Source organism: Marinobacter sp. NFXS11, from assembly GCF_040148675.1.
GTDB lineage: Bacteria > Pseudomonadota > Gammaproteobacteria > Pseudomonadales > Oleiphilaceae > Marinobacter.
In genome coordinates this window covers 850,271-867,455 of the sequence record NZ_JAGDDV010000002.1, presented here as the reverse complement: position 1 = coordinate 867,455, position 17,185 = coordinate 850,271, and the positions used below count along the sequence as shown (strand labels likewise).

The following is a 17,185-nucleotide window of genomic DNA, read 5'->3' as shown; positions in this document are numbered from 1 at the left end:
ACCGTGGCTACCCCGTTTTACTTCCCGGGCGGGAACGACGCATCGCCAGGCTCAGAATGACCACGGGAATGATCCCGACCACAACAATGGCGAGGGAGGACATGGCCGACTCGGCCAATCGCTCGTCAGAGGCCAGGCTGTAGGCACGGACCGCCAGGGTATCGAAATTGAACGGCCGGAGTATGATGGTCGCCGGCAACTCCTTCATCACATCCACAAACACCAGTATACCGGCCGCCAGCAGGCTACTGCGCATGATCGGCGTATGAACCTTGCGCAAGGTGCCACCGGCGGTTTGACCGAGGGTTCGCGCAGCTGCGTCCATTGAGGGCGTAACCTTCCCCAGGCTGGCCTCAACCGTATTGAAGGACACGGCCAGGAATCTCACCGTGTAGGCGTAGATCAGGACAAAAGCGCTGCCACTGAGCACCAGACCCACCATGAAACCAAAGTTGTCACGAAGAAAGAGATTGAGCTTCTGATCCAGCCAGGCCAGCGGAATCATGATGCCCACGGCAATGACAGAACCGGGGATGGCATAGCCCATGGCCGCAATCCGGTTCGCACTCCGGACCCAGGAGCTGGGATTCAGCCGCGCGCCGTAACTCAGCGTTACCGCAAGCGTAACGGCAACCAGCGCCGCGCTTGAGGCGAGTATGAGGCTGTTGAACGCGAACTCCAGAAAACGCGTCCCGAAAAGGCTGTCGCCGGTCGTAATCGCCATTTCCAGCAGAATCAGGGCCGGAACAATAAAACCGATAAGAACAGGCAGGAAACACACTGCAAAGGCGAGCGCAGCCTGACCTGAATTCAGCGAATACTCGGGCAACGCCTGATAACGTGCCGAGGTATGGTATTGCTTGCCACCGCGGGAAACGCGTTCCAGAACAACAACAAGAACCACGAACACCAGCAGGCAGGCTGCCAGCTGAGCCGCTGCAACCGGCTCACCCAGGCCAAACCAGGTCCGGTAGATTCCGGTGGTGAAGGTATCGACGCCAAAGAACTGGACTGCCCCGAACTCGTTCAGTGTTTCCATCAGGACCAGCGAAACGCCGCCGATGATCGCAGGACGGGACAGCGGCAGAGCAATGCGTTTGAACATACGCCACGGCCCCAGGCCGAGAGTGCGGCCAACATCAAGTGCACTTACCGACTGCTCCATGAAGGACGCCCGGGCAAGCAGGTACACGTAGGGGTAGAGCACCATGGTAATCAGCAGGGCAGCACCGCCCAGGGACCGGATATCCGGAAAGTAATAGTCGCCAAACTCCCAGCCGAACCAGTCGCGCAAGGCGCTTTGTAATGGCCCCGCAAACTGCAGGAAATCCGTGTAAGCATAGGCAATAACGTAGGTTGGCACCGCCAGCGGCAGCAGAAGGGCCCACTCGAACAGCCGCCTGCCGGGAAACCGGCACATAACCACCAGCCAGGCACAGGCAGTGCCAATCAGGGTGGTTCCTACGGCCACAGAGACACTGAGCACCACGGTGTTACTGAGGTATCTTCCAAGCACCGTGCTGACAAGGTGTTGCCAGACTTCACCAGACGGGAAAAACACATGGGCAAGGATGACCAGCACTGGCATCGCGACCAGCAGGGCGATCACGAGGGTGCTGACCGTCCAGGCGTTGAGACGACGCGCGCGATGACTGGCGGCGCCGGTTCCGGGGCCAGCGCCAGCCAAACCGCTTGTCTGTGATGTCGTATGTTCAGCCATAAAGCCTATGAAGGGCTGGTAGGGACACGGAGTATAAGGGATACGATGGCGTTATGAAAAATAGCCACCCTGAAGGAAAGGTATTGAAGCCTCGAGGGGCCCGAGCGAGTACCAGGGCAGGCGGCCGTGGTCGCCGCACACCGCTGCTCAGCTGGCGAGCCGGTTGACCTGCTCCACGAACGCCGTAGGCAAGGTATCAATCACCGGCCGGGCGTCTCCGCACACATCCGGATGCGGGGCGTCAGGCTCTCTGGCCAGAATATTGGGGTTTTCCGACCAATGCAGCAGCTCCAGTGTGCCGTTCTCCTGCTCCACCAGCGCCGTGCAGTGTTCTACCCAATCGCCGTCATTGCAGTAAAGACCATCTTCGCTGCGCAGGAAGCCGGCGGAGTGGATGTGGCCGCAGATAAAACCGTCGTAGTTGCCCTTTTCCGCGACCGTCAGCGCCGCCAGTTCAAACCGCCGGATGAACGTGCGCGCCTTGCCGATTCTGCTCTTTACCCAGGCTGCCAGCGACCAGTAAGGCTTGCCCTTGAGCCGGCGCCAGGCGTTGAACCAGCGGTTCAGGCGGAGCAGGATACCGTGGGCACGGTCACCGACCAGAAGCATCAGTGGGCTGCATCGCACCACCTGATCAAACTGGTCGCCGTGGCAGACCATGAAGCGTCGACCATCTGCGGTGGTGTGTATGGCCTTGTAGCACAGCTCAATACCGGCAATAGTCTGGCCGCAGAACCGGCGCAGGAAATCGTCGTGGTTACCGGGCACATAGACCACCCGCGTTCCACTGGCCGCCAGCTCAATGAGTTTGTGAATGACGGCCTGATGGGAATCCGGGAAGTGAACCCGTCGCTGCATCGCAATCAGGTCGATGATATCGCCCACCAGATAAAGAGTTTCGCAGCGGACCTGGTTCAGGAAATCCAGCAGATACTCGGCCTGGCAGTCAGCCGTGCCCAGGTGCACATCGGAAATGAAAACGCTCCGGTAGCTCCGCATCTTGCCTCCCGTCTTTCAACCATTCCGGATGCTGACACCTTGGCAAGACCGGGTGACGGGGACATGACAACAATAAGACACTTCTGTGACGTTCAGAAAGGAATCAGGGGGAGGGAACGATGGCTATCCGGTAACCGATGGGGTTACCGGAGTATCACTGCCCGGTGTCTGGAATCCGTTAGCGCAGGTCCGGATTCAGGGTGTAGGTACCCGTCACCCGGGCGCTGGCCAGTACGTGGCCTGCCATGGCTTCGCGCACATCGTTACCATCGAACTCGCCATCCAGCGCAAGGGTATCCACGTCCAGTGCGTGCACCTCGAAGTGGTAGTGATGGAGGATCTCATCGTTCCAGGGCGGACAGGGGCCATCGTACCCGGCGTAAGTGCCGTTCATGTCGGGATTCCCCGCCAGAAACTGGGTGTAGTTGTTCACGCCACGGATACCGATGGGGCCAGGACCCGGCTCCTTGCCCTTGGGAATCACACCATCGCTGTCCTCACCTTCCGGAATCCGGGTGGTGCCGGCAGGCACATCCACCAGCAGCCAGTGGAAGAAGTCGACGCGGGGAATATCTTTTGAAACCGTCTTACCTTCCTGATTCACGTCGTCGGCAACGCTGGGCACGTCCGGATCGAACATCATCACCACGAAGCTTTTCGTGCCCTCTGGCGCATCTTCCCAGACAATCTCGGGATTCCGGTTGGGGCCGAAACTCATGTGATCTTCTTCACTGTAGACCCCGAATGCGAATTTCTCCGGAATCGGCTGGCCTTCGTCTATGCCTTGAACCTGTAGTTTCACGGCGTTGCCTCCTGTGGTTTTTGGCCTTGGGCTCATTGACTGTGTCTGGGACAGTCTCATTCTGTGATAATACGTTTTTAACACAAAACCGATTGAACTGACCACGGAGCCCCGATGAGCCAACAGAAGCCCGGCAAGCCGCAACAGCCCGCAAACCAGAAAGACGAGGATGCGGTTGCCTTCGCCCAGGGTATTTTCGAACTGGCCCGCAACGGCGGTGCCGGACCTCTGAGCGTGATGCTTGATGCCGGCGTCCCGGTGAACATGCGCACCAGCGAGGGCGAGACCCTGCTGATCCTGGCCAGCAAGCACGGCCACCCGGAAACGGTACGTCTGCTGCTGGAAAAAGGCGCCGATCGCGAAGCGAAGGACAGCAACGGCAATACCGCTCTGTCGCTGGCAAAGACCGACAGCGTAAAGCGCCTGTTCGAAGAATCCGGCCGGTAAGCCGGCATGTTCAACAAAGGCGAGATTATCCACCACACCCGGGATGCCCTGGGCAGCATTCTGGTGGTCGATTACCGCAAACACCGGGTGCTTACCTTCAATTCGGTGTTCGAGCAAAGCAAGATTGATCGCCGCTTTCCCTATCTGCCAGTGCATGAGTACAACCGGGCCATGATGCTGCCGGCGGTATTTGCCAACCCTCGCCACGTCACCATTCTGGGCCTGGGCGGCGGCGTGATGGCCGGCGCTTTTCACCATCTTTATCCCGAGTGTCGGATACACGCCGTCGAGCTTCGCCAGGCGGTGCTGGACACCGCGAGGGAATTTTTTGATCTGCCCGGCAGTGAGCGCCTTGAGATCACCATTGCCGATGCCAGGGATGCCCTGGAAAAGCTGCCGGTGGCGAGTACGGATATGATTCTGGCCGATCTGTACAACGCAGACCGGATGAGCCCTGCACAGGCCCAGAAACAGTTCGTGGATGAGTGCGCCCGGTCGCTCACGGAGGACGGCTGGCTGGTGCTGAATTACCACCGGACCCCGGATGTCCAGGGGGCTTACTTCCGGAGGCTCAAGAGGCACTTTGCGGTGCTTCTTGGCTTTCGAAGCAAAAGCAACAACACCGTGGTTTACGCCAGCAAAAAGCACTTCCAGTCAGTGCACCCCAAGGACCCGTTGCTGGAGGAACTGGAGAACCGGCTACCAATAGACTGGCGTCGATTGATGGCGAAAGTCAGCCGGATGGAGTGAGCTGAAAATCGTCCCGGAGTTGATCTGCGTCCTTGATGATTATTGGGGATGATCCATAGTTACTGGTATGGAATCCACAGTGTTCGAGAGGAGTACTGACCATGAGTGAGGAAGACTACAAAAAGCTACATCCGGTACTGAGCGAGGTCACCCAGACCTACGTCGATCTCTACACCAACCGGCCTAATGAGGAAAACCGCGAGAAGCTGATCAAGCTTGAGGCCCTGCTGCACGAGAAGCTGGAAACCATTCAGAAAGCCAAGAACGAGCAGTAACAGGGCCCGACTGCGCCGGGCCCCTGCACGATCAGGTCCATTTTTCTCCGGGACTCCGATAGTCCCGGAAGGCCCTGTGCAGGCGATCCGGCTGGTCGGTCCGGATCAGCATGTCGATGTATTGCTGCTGCAAAAAACCGGCACGTTCCATGTTCTCCGCCATCGCCAGCAAAGGGTCAAAAAACCCGTTGACGTTGTAGATAGCACAAGGCTTCTGGTGCAGCCCCAACTGGCCCCACGTCCAGGCTTCGAACAGCTCTTCCAGGGTGCCAATGCCGCCAGGCAGCGCAACAAAACCATCGGCCAGATCGGCCATCAGGGCCTTGCGCTCGTGCATGTTTTTGACCACATGCAGCTCGGTCAGGCCGGAGTGGGCCAGCTCACGGTCCCGAAGATGCTCCGGGATGACCCCGTGGACCCTGCCGCTCGCGGCCAGGACCGCATCGGCTACGATCCCCATCAGGCCGACATGGCCTCCACCGAACACCAGCTCAATACCATTGCGACCGAAGTAGTCACCCAGCTCCCGGGCTTTGTTCGCGTAGAGCGGATCATTGCCCGACCGGGAGCCGCAATAGACCGCGACCTTCATTCACCGTCCCCGATCTTGTCCTGGGTCTGGGTCTCAAAATCACTGGCATCGTGGCGTTCATGCAACTGGCTGCTGGGCTCGCCCCAGGCCCGATTGACCATGCGACCACGCCTGACGGCCGGACGCTGGGCAATCTCATCCGCCCAGCGAATGACGTTGGTATAGGTGTGGGCTTCCAGGAACTCGGCCGCGTCATACACCTTGTTTTTCACCAGTGCGCCGTACCAGGGCCATATAGCCATATCGGCGATGGTGTATTCGTCGCCCGCGATGTAGCGGTTATTGGCCAGCTGCCGGTCGAGCACATCCAGCTGACGTTTGACTTCCATGGTGTAGCGGTTGATTGGGTACTCGTAGTATTCCGGCGCGTAGGCATAGAAATGACCGAAGCCGCCACCGAGCATGGGCGCACTGCCCATCTGCCAGAACAGCCAGTTCATGGTTTCGGCACGACCGGCCATGTCTTTGGGCAGGAACGTCCCGAATTTTTCCGCCAGGTAGAGCAGGATGGACCCGGATTCGAACAGGCGGATGGACGGGGTGACACTGTGGTCCACCATGGCCGGAATCTTGGAGTTGGGGTTCACCTCCACAAAACCGCTGCCAAACTGGTCGCCCTCGGTAATTTTGACAAGCCAGGCATCGTACTCGGCCTCTTCAATACCCAGTTCCAGCAGCTCCTCCAGCATCACCGTCACTTTCACCCCGTTGGGCGTCGCCAGCGAATAAAGCTGCAATGGGTGCTTGCCAACCGGTAGCTCCTTGTCGTGGGTCGGACCAGCGATCGGGCGGTTGATACTGGCAAACCGACCTCCGCTCTCGGAGTCCCATTTCCAGACTTTGGGTGGCGTGTAGGTAGCGTCGGTCATGGCATTTCTCCTCACAAAGTAGCATTCAGCTGGCTCCGAGGTCGCATTGAGCCCGGGGCCGAAAACTCTAGCATGGAAGATCAAACAAAAAGAACCACAGGAGTACCCCATGGCAGGGCACATTGTGCTCCTTCTTGCCTGTCTGTTTGTAATGCCCCCGGTCCAGGCCGAGCTGTCAGACAGCAAGCGGGCGCTGATCCAGGAGCTGTTTCCCTCGGCAACGGTCATTGAAGACAAGCTGCCGGATTTTCCCGTGTACCCGGTTTATCAACTCCAGGAACTGCTCGGCTATGCCTACGAAACCATAGACCACAGCCGGCTCCAGGGCTTTGCCGGCAAACCGATCAGCATGCTGATCGGCCTGGACAGCAAAGGGCGTTTCACCGGCATCAAGGTGCTGAACCACCACGAGCCGGTCTTTCTCCATGGCCTTGGCGAAGCCCCCCTGTTCGAGTTTGTAGACCAATACGAAGGGCATTCGTTACAAGAGCAGATTATTGTCAGTACCTCCAACTCCAGCCGTTCCGGACGAACCAGTGACGGCAACGTGGTGCACTTTGACGGTGTCAGCAAGGCCACGGTTTCGGTCCTGATCATCAACGACACCGTGCTCTCTTCAGCCCTCAAGGTGGCCCGTAAGAAACTCGAGGGCTTTGCCCAGAGCGCACCCACACGGGCGAAACAGGATTTCTACCAGCCCATGTCCTGGCAGCAGCTGGTGGATCGCGGCTACATTGGACACTGGCAGATTGCCGCCGAATCCATCGAGGCCGAGCTGGGCCGGCCTCTTTCAGACTACCCCATGGACATCGAGCCCGCAGACGGCGAACCTTTTACCGAGCTTTTCTTCGCCTACATCAATTCGCCCATGGTGGGACGGAACCTGCTCGGAGACGATGGTTACCAGCGCCTCATGCAACGGCTGGATGACGGCGCACAGGTTCTGGCCGTCATGTCCCGGGGCGCCTTTCCCCACGTTTCCCGCGAGTTCGTGCCCGGCAGCTCTCCAGACCGTGTTGGGCTCACCCAGAACAACCTTGCCGTGGAAATGCGCGATCTGAACCTGCTGGATCAGAATCTCGATTTTCGGGCGGCCGGCATCCCGTCATTCGATGCCGGCAACCTGTTCCGCGTGGGCGGTAACGCCGGCTTCAACCCCGGGGCGGAAGCCAATCTGAAGCTCAACGTCGAACTGGCCCGCAATCACCTGATGGTGGACCGCACGTCCCTGAATATCCCGGTTCGGTTCAACGAAGACCTGTTTGAAGCCGTCGAGGTTGCCCCCAACCCGGAAGACACCCGGCAACCGGTCTGGATCGGCCTGTGGAAAGAACGCTGGTGGCAGATTTCACTGCTGGTAATCGGCCTGACCGTTCTGACCGTGTTCTTCGCCCGCCAGAAAACCCTGAGCCGCAACCCGAAGCTCGTACACCGGTTCCGCTGGGGATTTCTGTTTTTCACCCTGTTCTTTATCGGCTTCTACGCCCAGGGCCAGCTTTCGGTGGTTAACATCTACACCCTGTTCCTGGCGATCTGGGACGGTTTCTCCCTCAATGTCTTCCTGCTGGATCCGATCATCTTTATTCTCTGGGTGTACACATTCATAACCCTGTTTATCTGGGGCCGCGGCCTGTTCTGTGGCTGGCTCTGCCCGTTCGGGGCCCTGCAGGAAATGGCCGCCTGGCTTGGCGAAAAACTGAAGTTCCGCCAGATCAAGGTGCCCGAGCAATGGCACCGGCGCCTGATCCTGCTCAAATACCCGATCCTGCTCGCTCTAGTGGGTACCGCTTTCTACTCCCTGACCATCGCCGAAAAACTGGCGGAAGTGGAGCCATTCAAAACCAGTATCACCCTGTTTTTCGTTCGCTCCTGGCCCTTCGTGCTTTACGCCGTCGGCCTGCTTGTGATCGGCATGTTCATCCACAAATTCTACTGCCGCTACCTGTGCCCACTGGGCGCCGGCCTTGCGGTGCTTGGCCGGTTCCGGCTGTTCAGCTGGCTGGTCCGGGTCGAGCTCTGTGGCAACCCCTGCCAGCACTGCAAGAATGAGTGCGGCATCAATGCCATTCGCAAGGATGGCAGCATCGATTACGACGAATGCATCCAGTGCCTGGAATGCGTGGTTATCCTCGAAGATGACACCCGGTGCGTGGACAAACGGCTCGAGACCAAAAAGCGATCAAGACAGGCAAACATACTGGCAACGGACGCGGGCTGACCCGCTTCGTTGCCCCAAACCCCGGTTACTGCTTCTTCTGCCATTCAAATTTCCTGAACGGCTCATCAACCGGTGTTTCCGCAATGTGATTGACGTAGTTACTCATGACTTTCTGGGACAACACCAGAATCACTTCCAGTACCTGGCGGTGCTGATAACCGGCTTCATAAAACGCGTCCAGATCCGCTTTGCTGACATTGCCGTGTTTGCGCATGACCGCGAGAGTGAAGGTTCTCAGCGCCTCGAGCTTGTCGCTCGGCAGCGGCGTTTCGTCCCGCAGTGCATTGGTAATGTCGTCAGACACGTCCATCATTTTGGCAATCCCGGTATGGGCCGGGACGCAGTAATGACAGGCGTTTTCCACGTTGATGGTCTGCCAGACGACCGTCTTTTCATCATTATCAAAGCTGCTGTCCAGCACCAGTTGATGCAGTTGCTGGTAACCCTCAAGGATGCCCGGCGCCTCCGCCATGACCGCATGCAGGCCAGGAATCATGCCGAACGCCTTGAGCGAATTGTCCAGCAATGGTCTGGACTTCTCCGGTGCCGTGTCTTTGTCGTGAAGGGGGAAATCTGTCATTGCTAACTCCTTTATTGAATGATTGCTCAATTTCTACTTCAGGCTAACTGTTATTGAGTGGTCATTCAAGATATAATTGAACAGTCATTCAATCACTACGATGGTGAATTGTTGTTATGGCCAGACACGCACGCTATGACCGAAAAACCGCTCTGGAAAAGGCCGTTGGCCTGTTCTGGGAGAAGGGCTATCACGGCAGCTCCATGAAGCAGATTGAGCAGGCCCTCGACATGCGGCCGGGCAGCATCTACGCCACGTTTGGCAGCAAGGACGGTCTGTTTTCAGAAGCACTGGCCGCCTATGCGGAACAGGGCGGCCGGGAGTTGGCCGTTCACCTCAAGGGTTTTGATTCCATTGTTGACGGCCTTCAGGACTATCTGCGCGGCATCGCCTGCAGTTGCGGCGACGGAGGCGCGGCACCCTCACGGGCCTGCATGATCGTGAAAACGCTGCTGGAATCCAGCAATACCCATTCGGCCCTGGCGGACCAGGCCAACAGCATCCTTGCTGCGATTGAGGGATCTCTTGCAGATCTGGTAGAGCAGGCTCGGGTGAAAGGCGAGCTGGCGCAATCCGTAGACAGCCGTCGACTTGCCCGACTCCTGCAGGCGCAGATCATGGGCCTGAGATCCATGGGTGAACGCAATCTGGACCCGCAAGCCATGAAAGACCTTGGTGACGATATGGCCGCCATCCTGGCCGGGTATCGCACCCAGCATTAGACCTGCGGCTCCGGCGAGCGCGCGGCTCCACGGGTTCGCGAGCGCCAGGCGGGAAGGAAACAGCACTTCCGTAGAATTGTACCCACAGGTCCGGCCGCGTTAACATTATCGCCCGGCTCAGGCCCCGCCCTGTTTCCCGATCGAATTGCGCCTGCTCATCTGGTTCCGAGTGAGGACAGCCAAGCATTCTCGCCTGAAGAGTGCTTGGCTCTCTTCACTTACAGGTCTGATTGGTATGGATAACCTTCATCACATTGTTGTGGTCGGCGGTGGCGCCGGCGGTCTCGAACTTGTTACCAGCCTCGGCAACAAACTGGGTAAAAAAGGAAAAGCCAGAATCACGCTGGTGGATTCCGGTCTGACCCACGTGTGGAAACCCCTGCTGCACGAAGTTGCCTCAGGTTCCCTGGATGCCAGCGCGAACGAAATCAACTATCGCGCCCATGCCCGCAAACACCATTACGAATTCCAGCTCGGCCGCATGAGCGGACTGGACCGCGATAGCAAGAAAGTGGTCATAGCCCCGTTCCACGATGTCGAGGGCACAGAGGTCGTTCCCGAACGCCATATCGCCTACGACACACTGGTGATTGCCGTGGGCAGCACCGCCAACGACTTTGGCACGCCCGGCGCCCAGGACAACTGCCTGTTCCTGGACAGCCTCAAACAGGCCCGGCGCTTCCACAACCTGATGCTCAACGCCTTTCTGCGCAAAAATCACGAGGCGTTTCAGGGAGCTGAGCACACCCTGAATATCAGCATCATCGGCGCGGGTGCCACCGGTGTCGAACTGGCCGCAGAACTGCGGCTGGCGTCCCGCGAGCTGCCGGTGTACGGCATGAACCACCTTCAGCCCTCGGACGTTTCCATTTCAGTGATCGAGGCCGCTGACCGTATTCTTCCCGCCCTGCCGGGCCGGCTGTCTGCAGCGGCCACAAGGGAACTGGAACACCAGCGGGTGAAAGTTCTGACCGGCCAGCCGGTGAGTGAGGTACGGCCGAGTACCGTGGTGATGAAAGACGGCACGGAATTACCCTCGGAAATGACCATCTGGGCAGCGGGCATCAAGGCCCCGGCGTTCCTGGCTGAGTTGGAAGGTCTGGAGGTGAACCGGAGCAATCAGCTGGTGGTGGAACAGACCCTGCAAACCACCCAGGATGCGGACATCTTTGCCTTTGGCGATTGCGCAGCCTGCCCGCAACCCGACTCCGACCGTCCGGTGCCACCCCGGGCGCAGGCGGCGCATCAGCAGGCAGACACCCTGTTCAAGACCCTCTGCAACCGCCTGGACAATGGCGAGGCGGTGCCCTTCGTCTACAACGATCACGGTTCGCTGATCAATTTCAGCCGCTACACCACCGTCGGCAATCTGATGGGCAACCTGTCCGGCCGCAGCATGTACATCGAGGGCAAGGTAGCCCGCATGTTCTATCTGTCCCTCTACCGGATGCATCAGGTGGCACTGCACGGCATGTTCCGCACCGGGATCATTTGGCTGATGGACCGGATCAGCCGCGCCATGCACCCGAGACTGAAGCTGCACTGACACTAAGTTCCTGCACCCAGTCGATCATCGGCGCGGGGTAGATGCCCAGTACCAGAATGACAATCGCCAGGGTGACCAGGGTCATGCCGCCAAGGCGGCTGCCCCAGTCATTGGTGACATCCCGGCGTCGCATCCCCGGTTCGGGCAGATACAGGGTGACCATCACCCGCAGGTAGTAATACAGACCAATAGCACTGCCGGCGACAACACCGCCCACCAGCCACCAGCGGCTGTCGGCGACACCCAATGCAATGACATAGAACTTGCCGATAAATCCGGCGGTCAGGGGAATCCCCGCCAGCGACAGGAAACTGACCGTCATGACCGCCGCCAGGTACGGACGCCGCCAGAATAGGCCGCGATAGAGCGGCAAGCCATCTGCGTCTTCGCCTCCGAACGGACTGGAGACGAGAGTCACCACGCCGAATGCCGCCAGGGTCGTCACCAGATAGGTAACCAGATAAACCCCGGTAGTTTCGACGGCCAGTGCGTCGCCGACGGCGATGGCCACCAGCAGGTAACCAAAGTGGGCAACGGAGGAGTAACCCAGCAGCCGTTTTAGATTCGACTGGAACAGCGCCAGCAGGTTGCCGCCCAGCATGGTCAACAGGGCCAAAACCGTGATTAAGGTCTGCAACCAGTCACTCTCGAGGATCGGCGCCGACAGTACCAGCCGCAACAGCATAACGAACACGGCCAGCTTGCTGACCGTCGCCAGGAAAATCGTGGCTGGCGCCGGTCCACCCTGATAGACATCCGGCGTCCACAGATGAAATGGCACCACCGAGAGCTTGAAACCCAACCCTACGATCATCAGCGCGGCACCTGCCAGCATCCAGATATCCGGCCCAGCCGCAAGGGCGCCCGCAATGCCAGCCAGATCCAGATATCCGGTGCGGGCATAAATCAGCGCCATGCCAAACAGCAGGAAGGCAGTGGCTGCGGCCGACAGCAGCAGATACTTGATACCCGCTTCCAGGGAGCGCTCGGCCCGAAAGCTGTAGGCAAGCATGCCGTACAGGGGCATCGACAGCAATTCCAGGCTGATAAACAGCATGGCGAGATGGTCACTTGCAACCAGTCCCAGGGCGCCTGCGGTGGCACACAGCAACAGCAGGTAGAACTCTTCTTGCGGACCGATATACCCCGTCAGATAGTGATGACTCAGGATCACGGTAACCAGCGCTGACAACAGAATCAGCGTCGACGCCATTCGGGCCAGCCCATCCACCGCCATCAACGGAGGAGATCCGTTGGATGTCATGGGCAGCAACAGGAGAGCAAGCACCAGACCCGCCCCGGCTAAGATGGCCGTGGCTGCGTGATGGCGCCGCCAGGCAATCGCCAGCATGACAACTACCGCGGTGGCGCCAACGATGATTAGTGGCAGCAATGTCAACAGGTCCGCCGCGGTCAGCATCAGCGCACCTCCCCGACACTTTCTGCCAGGCTCTGAGCACCGCCCGCAAACAGTTCTACCACCCTGCCGGACATGCCGGCGGTGGTATCCAGCAGCGGTTGCGGATAGAGCCCGATGAGCAGAACCAGCGCCAGCAGGGCCAGCATCATGCCGTACTCCCGCCAGTCCGGTCCCGCGAGCGCTCCGTCACGATAAGCCGGCCCGAAATGGACCCGCTGCATCAGGATCAGCGAATAAATAGCGGCCATGACCAGCCCCGTGCTGGCGATAACCACCACCACGGGCGCGCTCGGGAAAGTGCCGAACAGAATCATGAACTCGCCAACGAAATTGGCTGTGGCCGGCATCCCCAGGGACGCAGCGACAAAACACAGTGTAAATCCGGGCAACGTCGGTATCCGGCCCCAAAGCCCGCCCATGATGCGCATGTCCCTGGTATGGATGCGTTCATAAAGTTGGCCACTGAGTATGAACAGACCAGCGGAGGAAAACGCGTGGGCCACCATCAAAACCACCGCGCCCTGGATGGCCAGCTCCGAACCGGAGTAGATGGCAATCAGCACAAAGCCCATGTGGGAGATACTGGTGTAGGCGATCAGCCGCTTGATGTCCTGTTGGCCGCAGGCGAGCACGGCGCCATAGACAATGCCTACCAGCCCGAGCCCCATGGCCACGGGTGCAAAGGCGGCAGACGCTTCCGGGAATAATGGCAGCGCAAAGCGCAGCATGCCATAGGCGGCGGTTTTCAGCAGAATGCCCGCCAGATCGACGCTGCCTGCCGTCGGCGCCTGGGCATGGGCATCGGGCAGCCAGCCGTGGAACGGCACCACCGGCAGTTTCACCGCAAACGCCACGAAAAAGCCGAGCATCAGCCAGGGAGCGATGGCCTCTGGCACCTCGGTATTGAGAAGAACCTCGTAGCTGAACGAGAGCTCACCGGTATTGCCGAAATGAATAAACACCAGCGCCAGGATCGCCACCAGCATCAGCAGGCCACTGGCCTGGGTGTAGATAAAGAAACGCGTGGCGGCCCGAATTCGGGTCTGGCCGGCCGAGCCGCTGTGCCCCCAGAGCGCGATCAGGAAGTACATGGGCACCAGCATCATTTCCCAGAACAGGAAGAACAGGAACAGATCCAGGGCCAGGAATACACCGACCACACCGCCAAGGATCCACAGCAGGTTGAGGTGGAAAAAGCCGATGCGGTGGCCGATTTCATGCCAAGAGCAGAGCACTGCAAGGGCGCCGAGAAAGCCCGTGAGCGCGACCAGAATGAGCGAGAGCCCATCCATCGCCAGATGGATTTCAATGCCAAAGCGGGGAATCCAGTCGGCGCGCCACTCCAGCAACCAGGGCGTTTCACCCCCCGAGGGCAACGCGAAATCCCCCGCGGCCCACAGCACAAGGCTGATCACCAGGACAAACAGCATGGTCGCCAGGGCAATCCAGCGCGGTATCTGCTCGCCCCAGCGGTCCGCCTGCCAGCATAACAGGCCGCCCAGAAACGGAATCACGATCAGCCACATCAGGATCACGCGACACCTCCCGGGCCAATGGCAAGAGCCAGCAGAATCAGGGTTGCCCCCAGAATCATGGCCGTGGCATAACTACGAATCCGGCCATTCTGGGCCCGCACCAGCCCGTTATTGAGCAGCCGGGCGAGCACCGCCAACAGGTTGATAGTGAGGTTGACCAGGTCATGGCGCAGCATGCGCACCAGCAACTGCCAGGGCCGGACCAGCAGCCGGTCATACAGCGCATCAAATCCCCAGGCCCGGTGCCAGAGAGTCCAGAGGAAGGCGCCCGGGCCAAGACTGACTTGCCGACGGAGCCAGTTCCGCCGCTGCAGGAACAGCCAGCCGGCCACCGCCAGACCGGCAATAACGGTACCACTGGCCAGTAGCTGCAAGAGGGTATGACCTGCCTCGGCGCGCTCACCCGGCGCCATCGGGAATAGGCTGCCAAGGTGCGGATACAGCAAGGCGCCGACAAACGTGGAGAGCACCGCCAGCACGCCCAGGGGCAAATGGTGCGTCAGCAGATGGGTTCCGGGCTCGGCGTGTCTGGCGTTGTCACTGCCACAAGTGCCATGGAAGGTGCCGAGAATCAGCCGAACTGTATACAGGCAGGTCAGGAAGGCGCCCAGGAGACCGGCCACGAGGAGTCCCTGCTGGTCCGCGGCCATTGCCTGCCAGAGGATCTCGTCCTTGCTATAGAATCCGGCCGTTACCAGGGGCAGTGCCACCAGCGCGGACCCGCCCACCAGGAAACCGGCGTAGGCCACAGGCAGGCGCTTTCTCAGCCCGCCGAGATTCGCCATGTCCTGTTCGTGGTGGCAACTGGTAATCACCGCCCCGGCCGATAGGAACAACAACGCCTTGAAAAACGCGTGGGTGACCAGGTGAAAGATGGCGGCATCGAAGGCGCCCACTCCCAGGGCCAGGAACATGTAGCCAATCTGGCTCATGGTGGAGTACGCCAGCACCCGCTTGATATCGGTCTGGGCCAGGGCCGCAAAAGCGGCCAGGAGCAGCGAGACGGCACCGATGACGCCCACCAGCCACAAAACCTCCGGCGCAAGCAGGAATACACCATTGAGCCGGGCAATCAGGTAAACGCCGGCCGTCACCATGGTGGCGGCATGGATCAGCGCAGACACCGGCGTCGGGCCTGCCATGGCGTCCGGCAACCAGGTGTGCAGCGGCACCTGAGCTGATTTACCCAGGGCTCCGCCAAGCACCAGCAAGGCAACGAGGGTCGCGGTAGGGTCGCCCACTGACCAGACCTCGGCAACCCGCGCCATGACCTGCTGGATATCCAGAGTTCCCAGATCACGGAAGATCAGGAACAGCCCCAGGGCGAGAAACACGTCTCCGATCCGGGTGACCACAAAGGCCTTGAACGCCGCACGACCGTTGGCACTGTCCCGGTAGTAGTAGCCGATGAGCAGATAACTGCACAGACCAACCCCTTCCCAGCCCAGGAACAGCAACAACAGGTTATCCCCGAGTACCAGCATCAGCATGCTGAACACGAACAGGTTCATCCAGGCGAAGAAGCGGGTAACGCCGGCCTCACCACCCATATACCAGACGGCGAACAGATGGATGAAGAAACCGACGCCGGTAATCACGGCCATCATCACCAGGGCCAGGGCATCCACCGCCAGACCTATTGTCGGCTGGAAAGTCCCCACCTGGATCCAGGTCCACAGCGTGAAACGAACGGCGCCATCGCCGCCGGCATAAAGCGCAATGGCCCAGGCCGTTGCAAGGGCAGCAAGCCCCACACTGGCAACACCGATAACGGCGCCGGCCCGCGGCCCAAGCCGCCCGCCGGACAAAGCAAGCACCAGGGTACCCATCAGGGGCATGACAAACGACAGGGTGACCGCCAGTTCCATCATCCGCGCATCCTGCTAACCAGATCGAGATTGAGGGACTTGATCCGCTGAAAGAGCTGGATCATCAGCGCCAGACCCACCGCCGCCTCGGCGGCTGCCAGGGTAATCACCAGCAGGAACATCGCTTGCCCATCGGGCTGGTTCCAGGCCGTGGCGCCAACCACGAACGCCAGCGCTGAAGCGTTCAGCATCACCTCAAGGCTCATCAGAACAAACAACATGTTGCGGCGCAGCATCAGGCCAACCAGGCCCAATACGAACAGGATGGCCGCGAGAATCAGGCCGTGCTCCATGGGAATACCCGCCATCAGGGTCGCCTCCTCTGTCGCAACGGATTTGACCGCCGGCCCACGTGGGATGCGGCCACCAGCGCGCCGAGCAAAAGCAGGCCCGCCAACTCCACCACCATCAGCCAGGGCCCGAACAGGGTCAGCCCCACCGCCCGGGCAGTCAGCAGTTCGCCATGAATAACCTTGGCCATATCGCCCCCGGCGATCAGGTGGAACAGCACACCAAGTAGCACCAGAGCCAGCACCGAGGGGCCCAACCAGTGCCGCGGATGGCGCCAGCCAGCCTCCTCGTCATCCTGGTCCGGTCCGAGGTTAAGCATCATCACCACAAACACGAACAGGACCATGATAGCGCCAGCGTAGACGATGATTTCCAGCGCGCCGGCAAAGGGTGCTCCCAGTGCGAAGAAAACGAGGGCAACGGCAATCAGCGAGACAATCAGGTACACCACGGCGTGTACCGGATTACTGCCGGTAATCACACCGACCGTCGCCAGTACCGCCACCAGGCCACTCAGATAAAAGGCCAGTTCCATGGGTCTTTACCTCCCG

Annotated in this window: 17 protein-coding genes; 6 read left to right on the top strand and 11 right to left on the bottom strand. The window is 59.7% G+C overall.

The window, feature by feature from the left end; genetic code table 11:
- Positions 1–7 precede the first annotated feature (7 nt).
- The 3 genes from J3362_RS12950 to J3362_RS12940 all read right to left on the bottom strand — a co-directional run bounded on the left by J3362_RS12950 (position 8) and on the right by J3362_RS12940 (position 3,521).
- Positions 8–1,687, bottom strand: coding sequence for an ABC transporter permease (locus J3362_RS12950; protein ID WP_349520205.1), 1,680 nt, complete (start codon positions 1,685–1,687; stop codon positions 8–10).
- 180 nt (positions 1,688–1,867) lie between these two features.
- The gene (locus J3362_RS12945) at positions 1,868–2,719 is read right to left on the bottom strand and encodes a UDP-2,3-diacylglucosamine diphosphatase (protein ID WP_349520203.1); all 852 of its coding nucleotides are present in this window, start codon (positions 2,717–2,719) and stop codon (positions 1,868–1,870) included.
- A gap of 178 nt (positions 2,720–2,897) precedes the next feature.
- Complete coding sequence (locus J3362_RS12940) at positions 2,898–3,521, bottom strand: YbhB/YbcL family Raf kinase inhibitor-like protein (RefSeq protein WP_349520202.1); 624 nt, start codon at positions 3,519–3,521, stop codon at positions 2,898–2,900.
- Positions 3,522–3,635: 114 nt separating this feature from the next.
- Here J3362_RS12940 and J3362_RS12935 point away from each other — a divergent pair, with 114 nt between their 5' ends.
- The 3 genes from J3362_RS12935 to J3362_RS12925 all read left to right on the top strand — a co-directional run bounded on the left by J3362_RS12935 (position 3,636) and on the right by J3362_RS12925 (position 4,993).
- The gene (locus tag J3362_RS12935; protein ID WP_008176856.1) at positions 3,636–3,968 is read left to right on the top strand and encodes an ankyrin repeat domain-containing protein; all 333 of its coding nucleotides are present in this window, start codon (positions 3,636–3,638) and stop codon (positions 3,966–3,968) included.
- A gap of 6 nt (positions 3,969–3,974) precedes the next feature.
- The gene (locus J3362_RS12930) at positions 3,975–4,718 is read left to right on the top strand and encodes a spermidine synthase (RefSeq protein ID WP_349520200.1); all 744 of its coding nucleotides are present in this window, start codon (positions 3,975–3,977) and stop codon (positions 4,716–4,718) included.
- 101 nt (positions 4,719–4,819) lie between these two features.
- Complete coding sequence (locus tag J3362_RS12925; RefSeq protein WP_349520199.1) at positions 4,820–4,993, top strand: hypothetical protein; 174 nt, start codon at positions 4,820–4,822, stop codon at positions 4,991–4,993.
- A gap of 31 nt (positions 4,994–5,024) precedes the next feature.
- Here the strand turns inward: J3362_RS12925 and J3362_RS12920 are convergent, their stop codons facing one another.
- Positions 5,025–5,585 (bottom strand): LOG family protein, encoded by a 561-nt coding sequence (locus tag J3362_RS12920; protein WP_349520198.1) that lies wholly within the window; start codon positions 5,583–5,585, stop codon positions 5,025–5,027.
- Positions 5,582–6,454: a glutathione-dependent disulfide-bond oxidoreductase gene (yghU, locus tag J3362_RS12915; RefSeq protein ID WP_349520197.1), complete on the bottom strand. Its 873-nt coding sequence runs from the start codon at positions 6,452–6,454 to the stop codon at positions 5,582–5,584. The genes J3362_RS12920 and yghU overlap by 4 nt, the downstream gene beginning before the upstream one ends.
- A 109-nt stretch (positions 6,455–6,563) precedes the next feature.
- Here yghU and J3362_RS12910 point away from each other — a divergent pair, with 109 nt between their 5' ends.
- Positions 6,564–8,672 carry a 4Fe-4S binding protein gene (locus tag J3362_RS12910; RefSeq protein ID WP_349520196.1) on the top strand — a complete coding sequence of 703 codons (2,109 nt, stop codon included), beginning with the start codon at positions 6,564–6,566 and terminating at the stop codon, positions 8,670–8,672.
- A gap of 25 nt (positions 8,673–8,697) precedes the next feature.
- Here J3362_RS12910 and J3362_RS12905 read toward each other — a convergent pair whose 3' ends face one another.
- On the bottom strand, positions 8,698–9,252 hold the full coding sequence (locus J3362_RS12905) for a carboxymuconolactone decarboxylase family protein (protein ID WP_349520195.1): 555 nt from the start codon (positions 9,250–9,252) through the stop codon (positions 8,698–8,700).
- 116 nt (positions 9,253–9,368) lie between these two features.
- Between J3362_RS12905 and J3362_RS12900 the strand changes: the two genes are divergently transcribed.
- Positions 9,369–9,974 carry a TetR/AcrR family transcriptional regulator gene (locus tag J3362_RS12900; RefSeq protein ID WP_349520193.1) on the top strand — a complete coding sequence of 202 codons (606 nt, stop codon included), beginning with the start codon at positions 9,369–9,371 and terminating at the stop codon, positions 9,972–9,974.
- 235 nt (positions 9,975–10,209) lie between these two features.
- The gene (locus tag J3362_RS12895; RefSeq protein ID WP_349520191.1) at positions 10,210–11,520 is read left to right on the top strand and encodes an NAD(P)/FAD-dependent oxidoreductase; all 1,311 of its coding nucleotides are present in this window, start codon (positions 10,210–10,212) and stop codon (positions 11,518–11,520) included.
- On the opposite strand, the gene nuoN is transcribed toward J3362_RS12895, so the two are convergent.
- Genes nuoN through nuoJ form a run of 5 tightly spaced genes read right to left on the bottom strand, consistent with a single transcriptional unit; the run spans position 11,483 to position 17,169 of the window.
- On the bottom strand, positions 11,483–12,943 hold the full coding sequence (gene nuoN, locus J3362_RS12890) for an NADH-quinone oxidoreductase subunit NuoN (RefSeq protein ID WP_502882439.1): 1,461 nt from the start codon (positions 12,941–12,943) through the stop codon (positions 11,483–11,485). The genes J3362_RS12895 and nuoN overlap by 38 nt on opposite strands.
- Positions 12,940–14,475 (bottom strand): NADH-quinone oxidoreductase subunit M, encoded by a 1,536-nt coding sequence (gene nuoM / locus J3362_RS12885; protein ID WP_349520187.1) that lies wholly within the window; start codon positions 14,473–14,475, stop codon positions 12,940–12,942. The genes nuoN and nuoM overlap by 4 nt, the downstream gene beginning before the upstream one ends.
- A complete protein-coding gene (gene nuoL, locus J3362_RS12880) occupies positions 14,472–16,346 on the bottom strand; it encodes an NADH-quinone oxidoreductase subunit L (RefSeq protein ID WP_349520186.1) in 1,875 nt (624 codons plus the stop codon). Before nuoL ends, nuoM begins: the two co-directional genes overlap by 4 nt.
- Positions 16,343–16,651 carry an NADH-quinone oxidoreductase subunit NuoK gene (gene nuoK, locus J3362_RS12875; RefSeq protein WP_349520184.1) on the bottom strand — a complete coding sequence of 103 codons (309 nt, stop codon included), beginning with the start codon at positions 16,649–16,651 and terminating at the stop codon, positions 16,343–16,345. The genes nuoL and nuoK overlap by 4 nt, the downstream gene beginning before the upstream one ends.
- Positions 16,651–17,169 (bottom strand): NADH-quinone oxidoreductase subunit J, encoded by a 519-nt coding sequence (gene nuoJ / locus J3362_RS12870; protein ID WP_349520183.1) that lies wholly within the window; start codon positions 17,167–17,169, stop codon positions 16,651–16,653. The genes nuoK and nuoJ overlap by 1 nt, the downstream gene beginning before the upstream one ends.
- Positions 17,170–17,185 lie beyond the last annotated feature (16 nt).

What these genes read in the sequence shown, in the direction of transcription:
- J3362_RS12945 (WP_349520203.1), bottom strand. Translation starts at nt 2,719, where the DNA reads ATGCGGAGCTACCGGAGCGTTTTCATTTCCGATGTGCACCTGGGCACG.
- J3362_RS12935 (WP_008176856.1), top strand. Translation starts at nt 3,636, where the DNA reads ATGAGCCAACAGAAGCCCGGCAAGCCGCAACAGCCCGCAAACCAGAAA.
- J3362_RS12930 (WP_349520200.1), top strand. Translation starts at nt 3,975, where the DNA reads ATGTTCAACAAAGGCGAGATTATCCACCACACCCGGGATGCCCTGGGC.
- J3362_RS12925 (WP_349520199.1), top strand. Translation starts at nt 4,820, where the DNA reads ATGAGTGAGGAAGACTACAAAAAGCTACATCCGGTACTGAGCGAGGTC.
- J3362_RS12920 (WP_349520198.1), bottom strand. Translation starts at nt 5,585, where the DNA reads ATGAAGGTCGCGGTCTATTGCGGCTCCCGGTCGGGCAATGATCCGCTC.
- yghU (WP_349520197.1), bottom strand. Translation starts at nt 6,454, where the DNA reads ATGACCGACGCTACCTACACGCCACCCAAAGTCTGGAAATGGGACTCC.
- J3362_RS12910 (WP_349520196.1), top strand. Translation starts at nt 6,564, where the DNA reads ATGGCAGGGCACATTGTGCTCCTTCTTGCCTGTCTGTTTGTAATGCCC.
- J3362_RS12905 (WP_349520195.1), bottom strand. Translation starts at nt 9,252, where the DNA reads ATGACAGATTTCCCCCTTCACGACAAAGACACGGCACCGGAGAAGTCC.
- J3362_RS12900 (WP_349520193.1), top strand. Translation starts at nt 9,369, where the DNA reads ATGGCCAGACACGCACGCTATGACCGAAAAACCGCTCTGGAAAAGGCC.
- J3362_RS12895 (WP_349520191.1), top strand. Translation starts at nt 10,210, where the DNA reads ATGGATAACCTTCATCACATTGTTGTGGTCGGCGGTGGCGCCGGCGGT.
- nuoL (WP_349520186.1), bottom strand. Translation starts at nt 16,346, where the DNA reads ATGATGGAACTGGCGGTCACCCTGTCGTTTGTCATGCCCCTGATGGGT.
- nuoK (WP_349520184.1), bottom strand. Translation starts at nt 16,651, where the DNA reads ATGGCGGGTATTCCCATGGAGCACGGCCTGATTCTCGCGGCCATCCTG.
- nuoJ (WP_349520183.1), bottom strand. Translation starts at nt 17,169, where the DNA reads ATGGAACTGGCCTTTTATCTGAGTGGCCTGGTGGCGGTACTGGCGACG.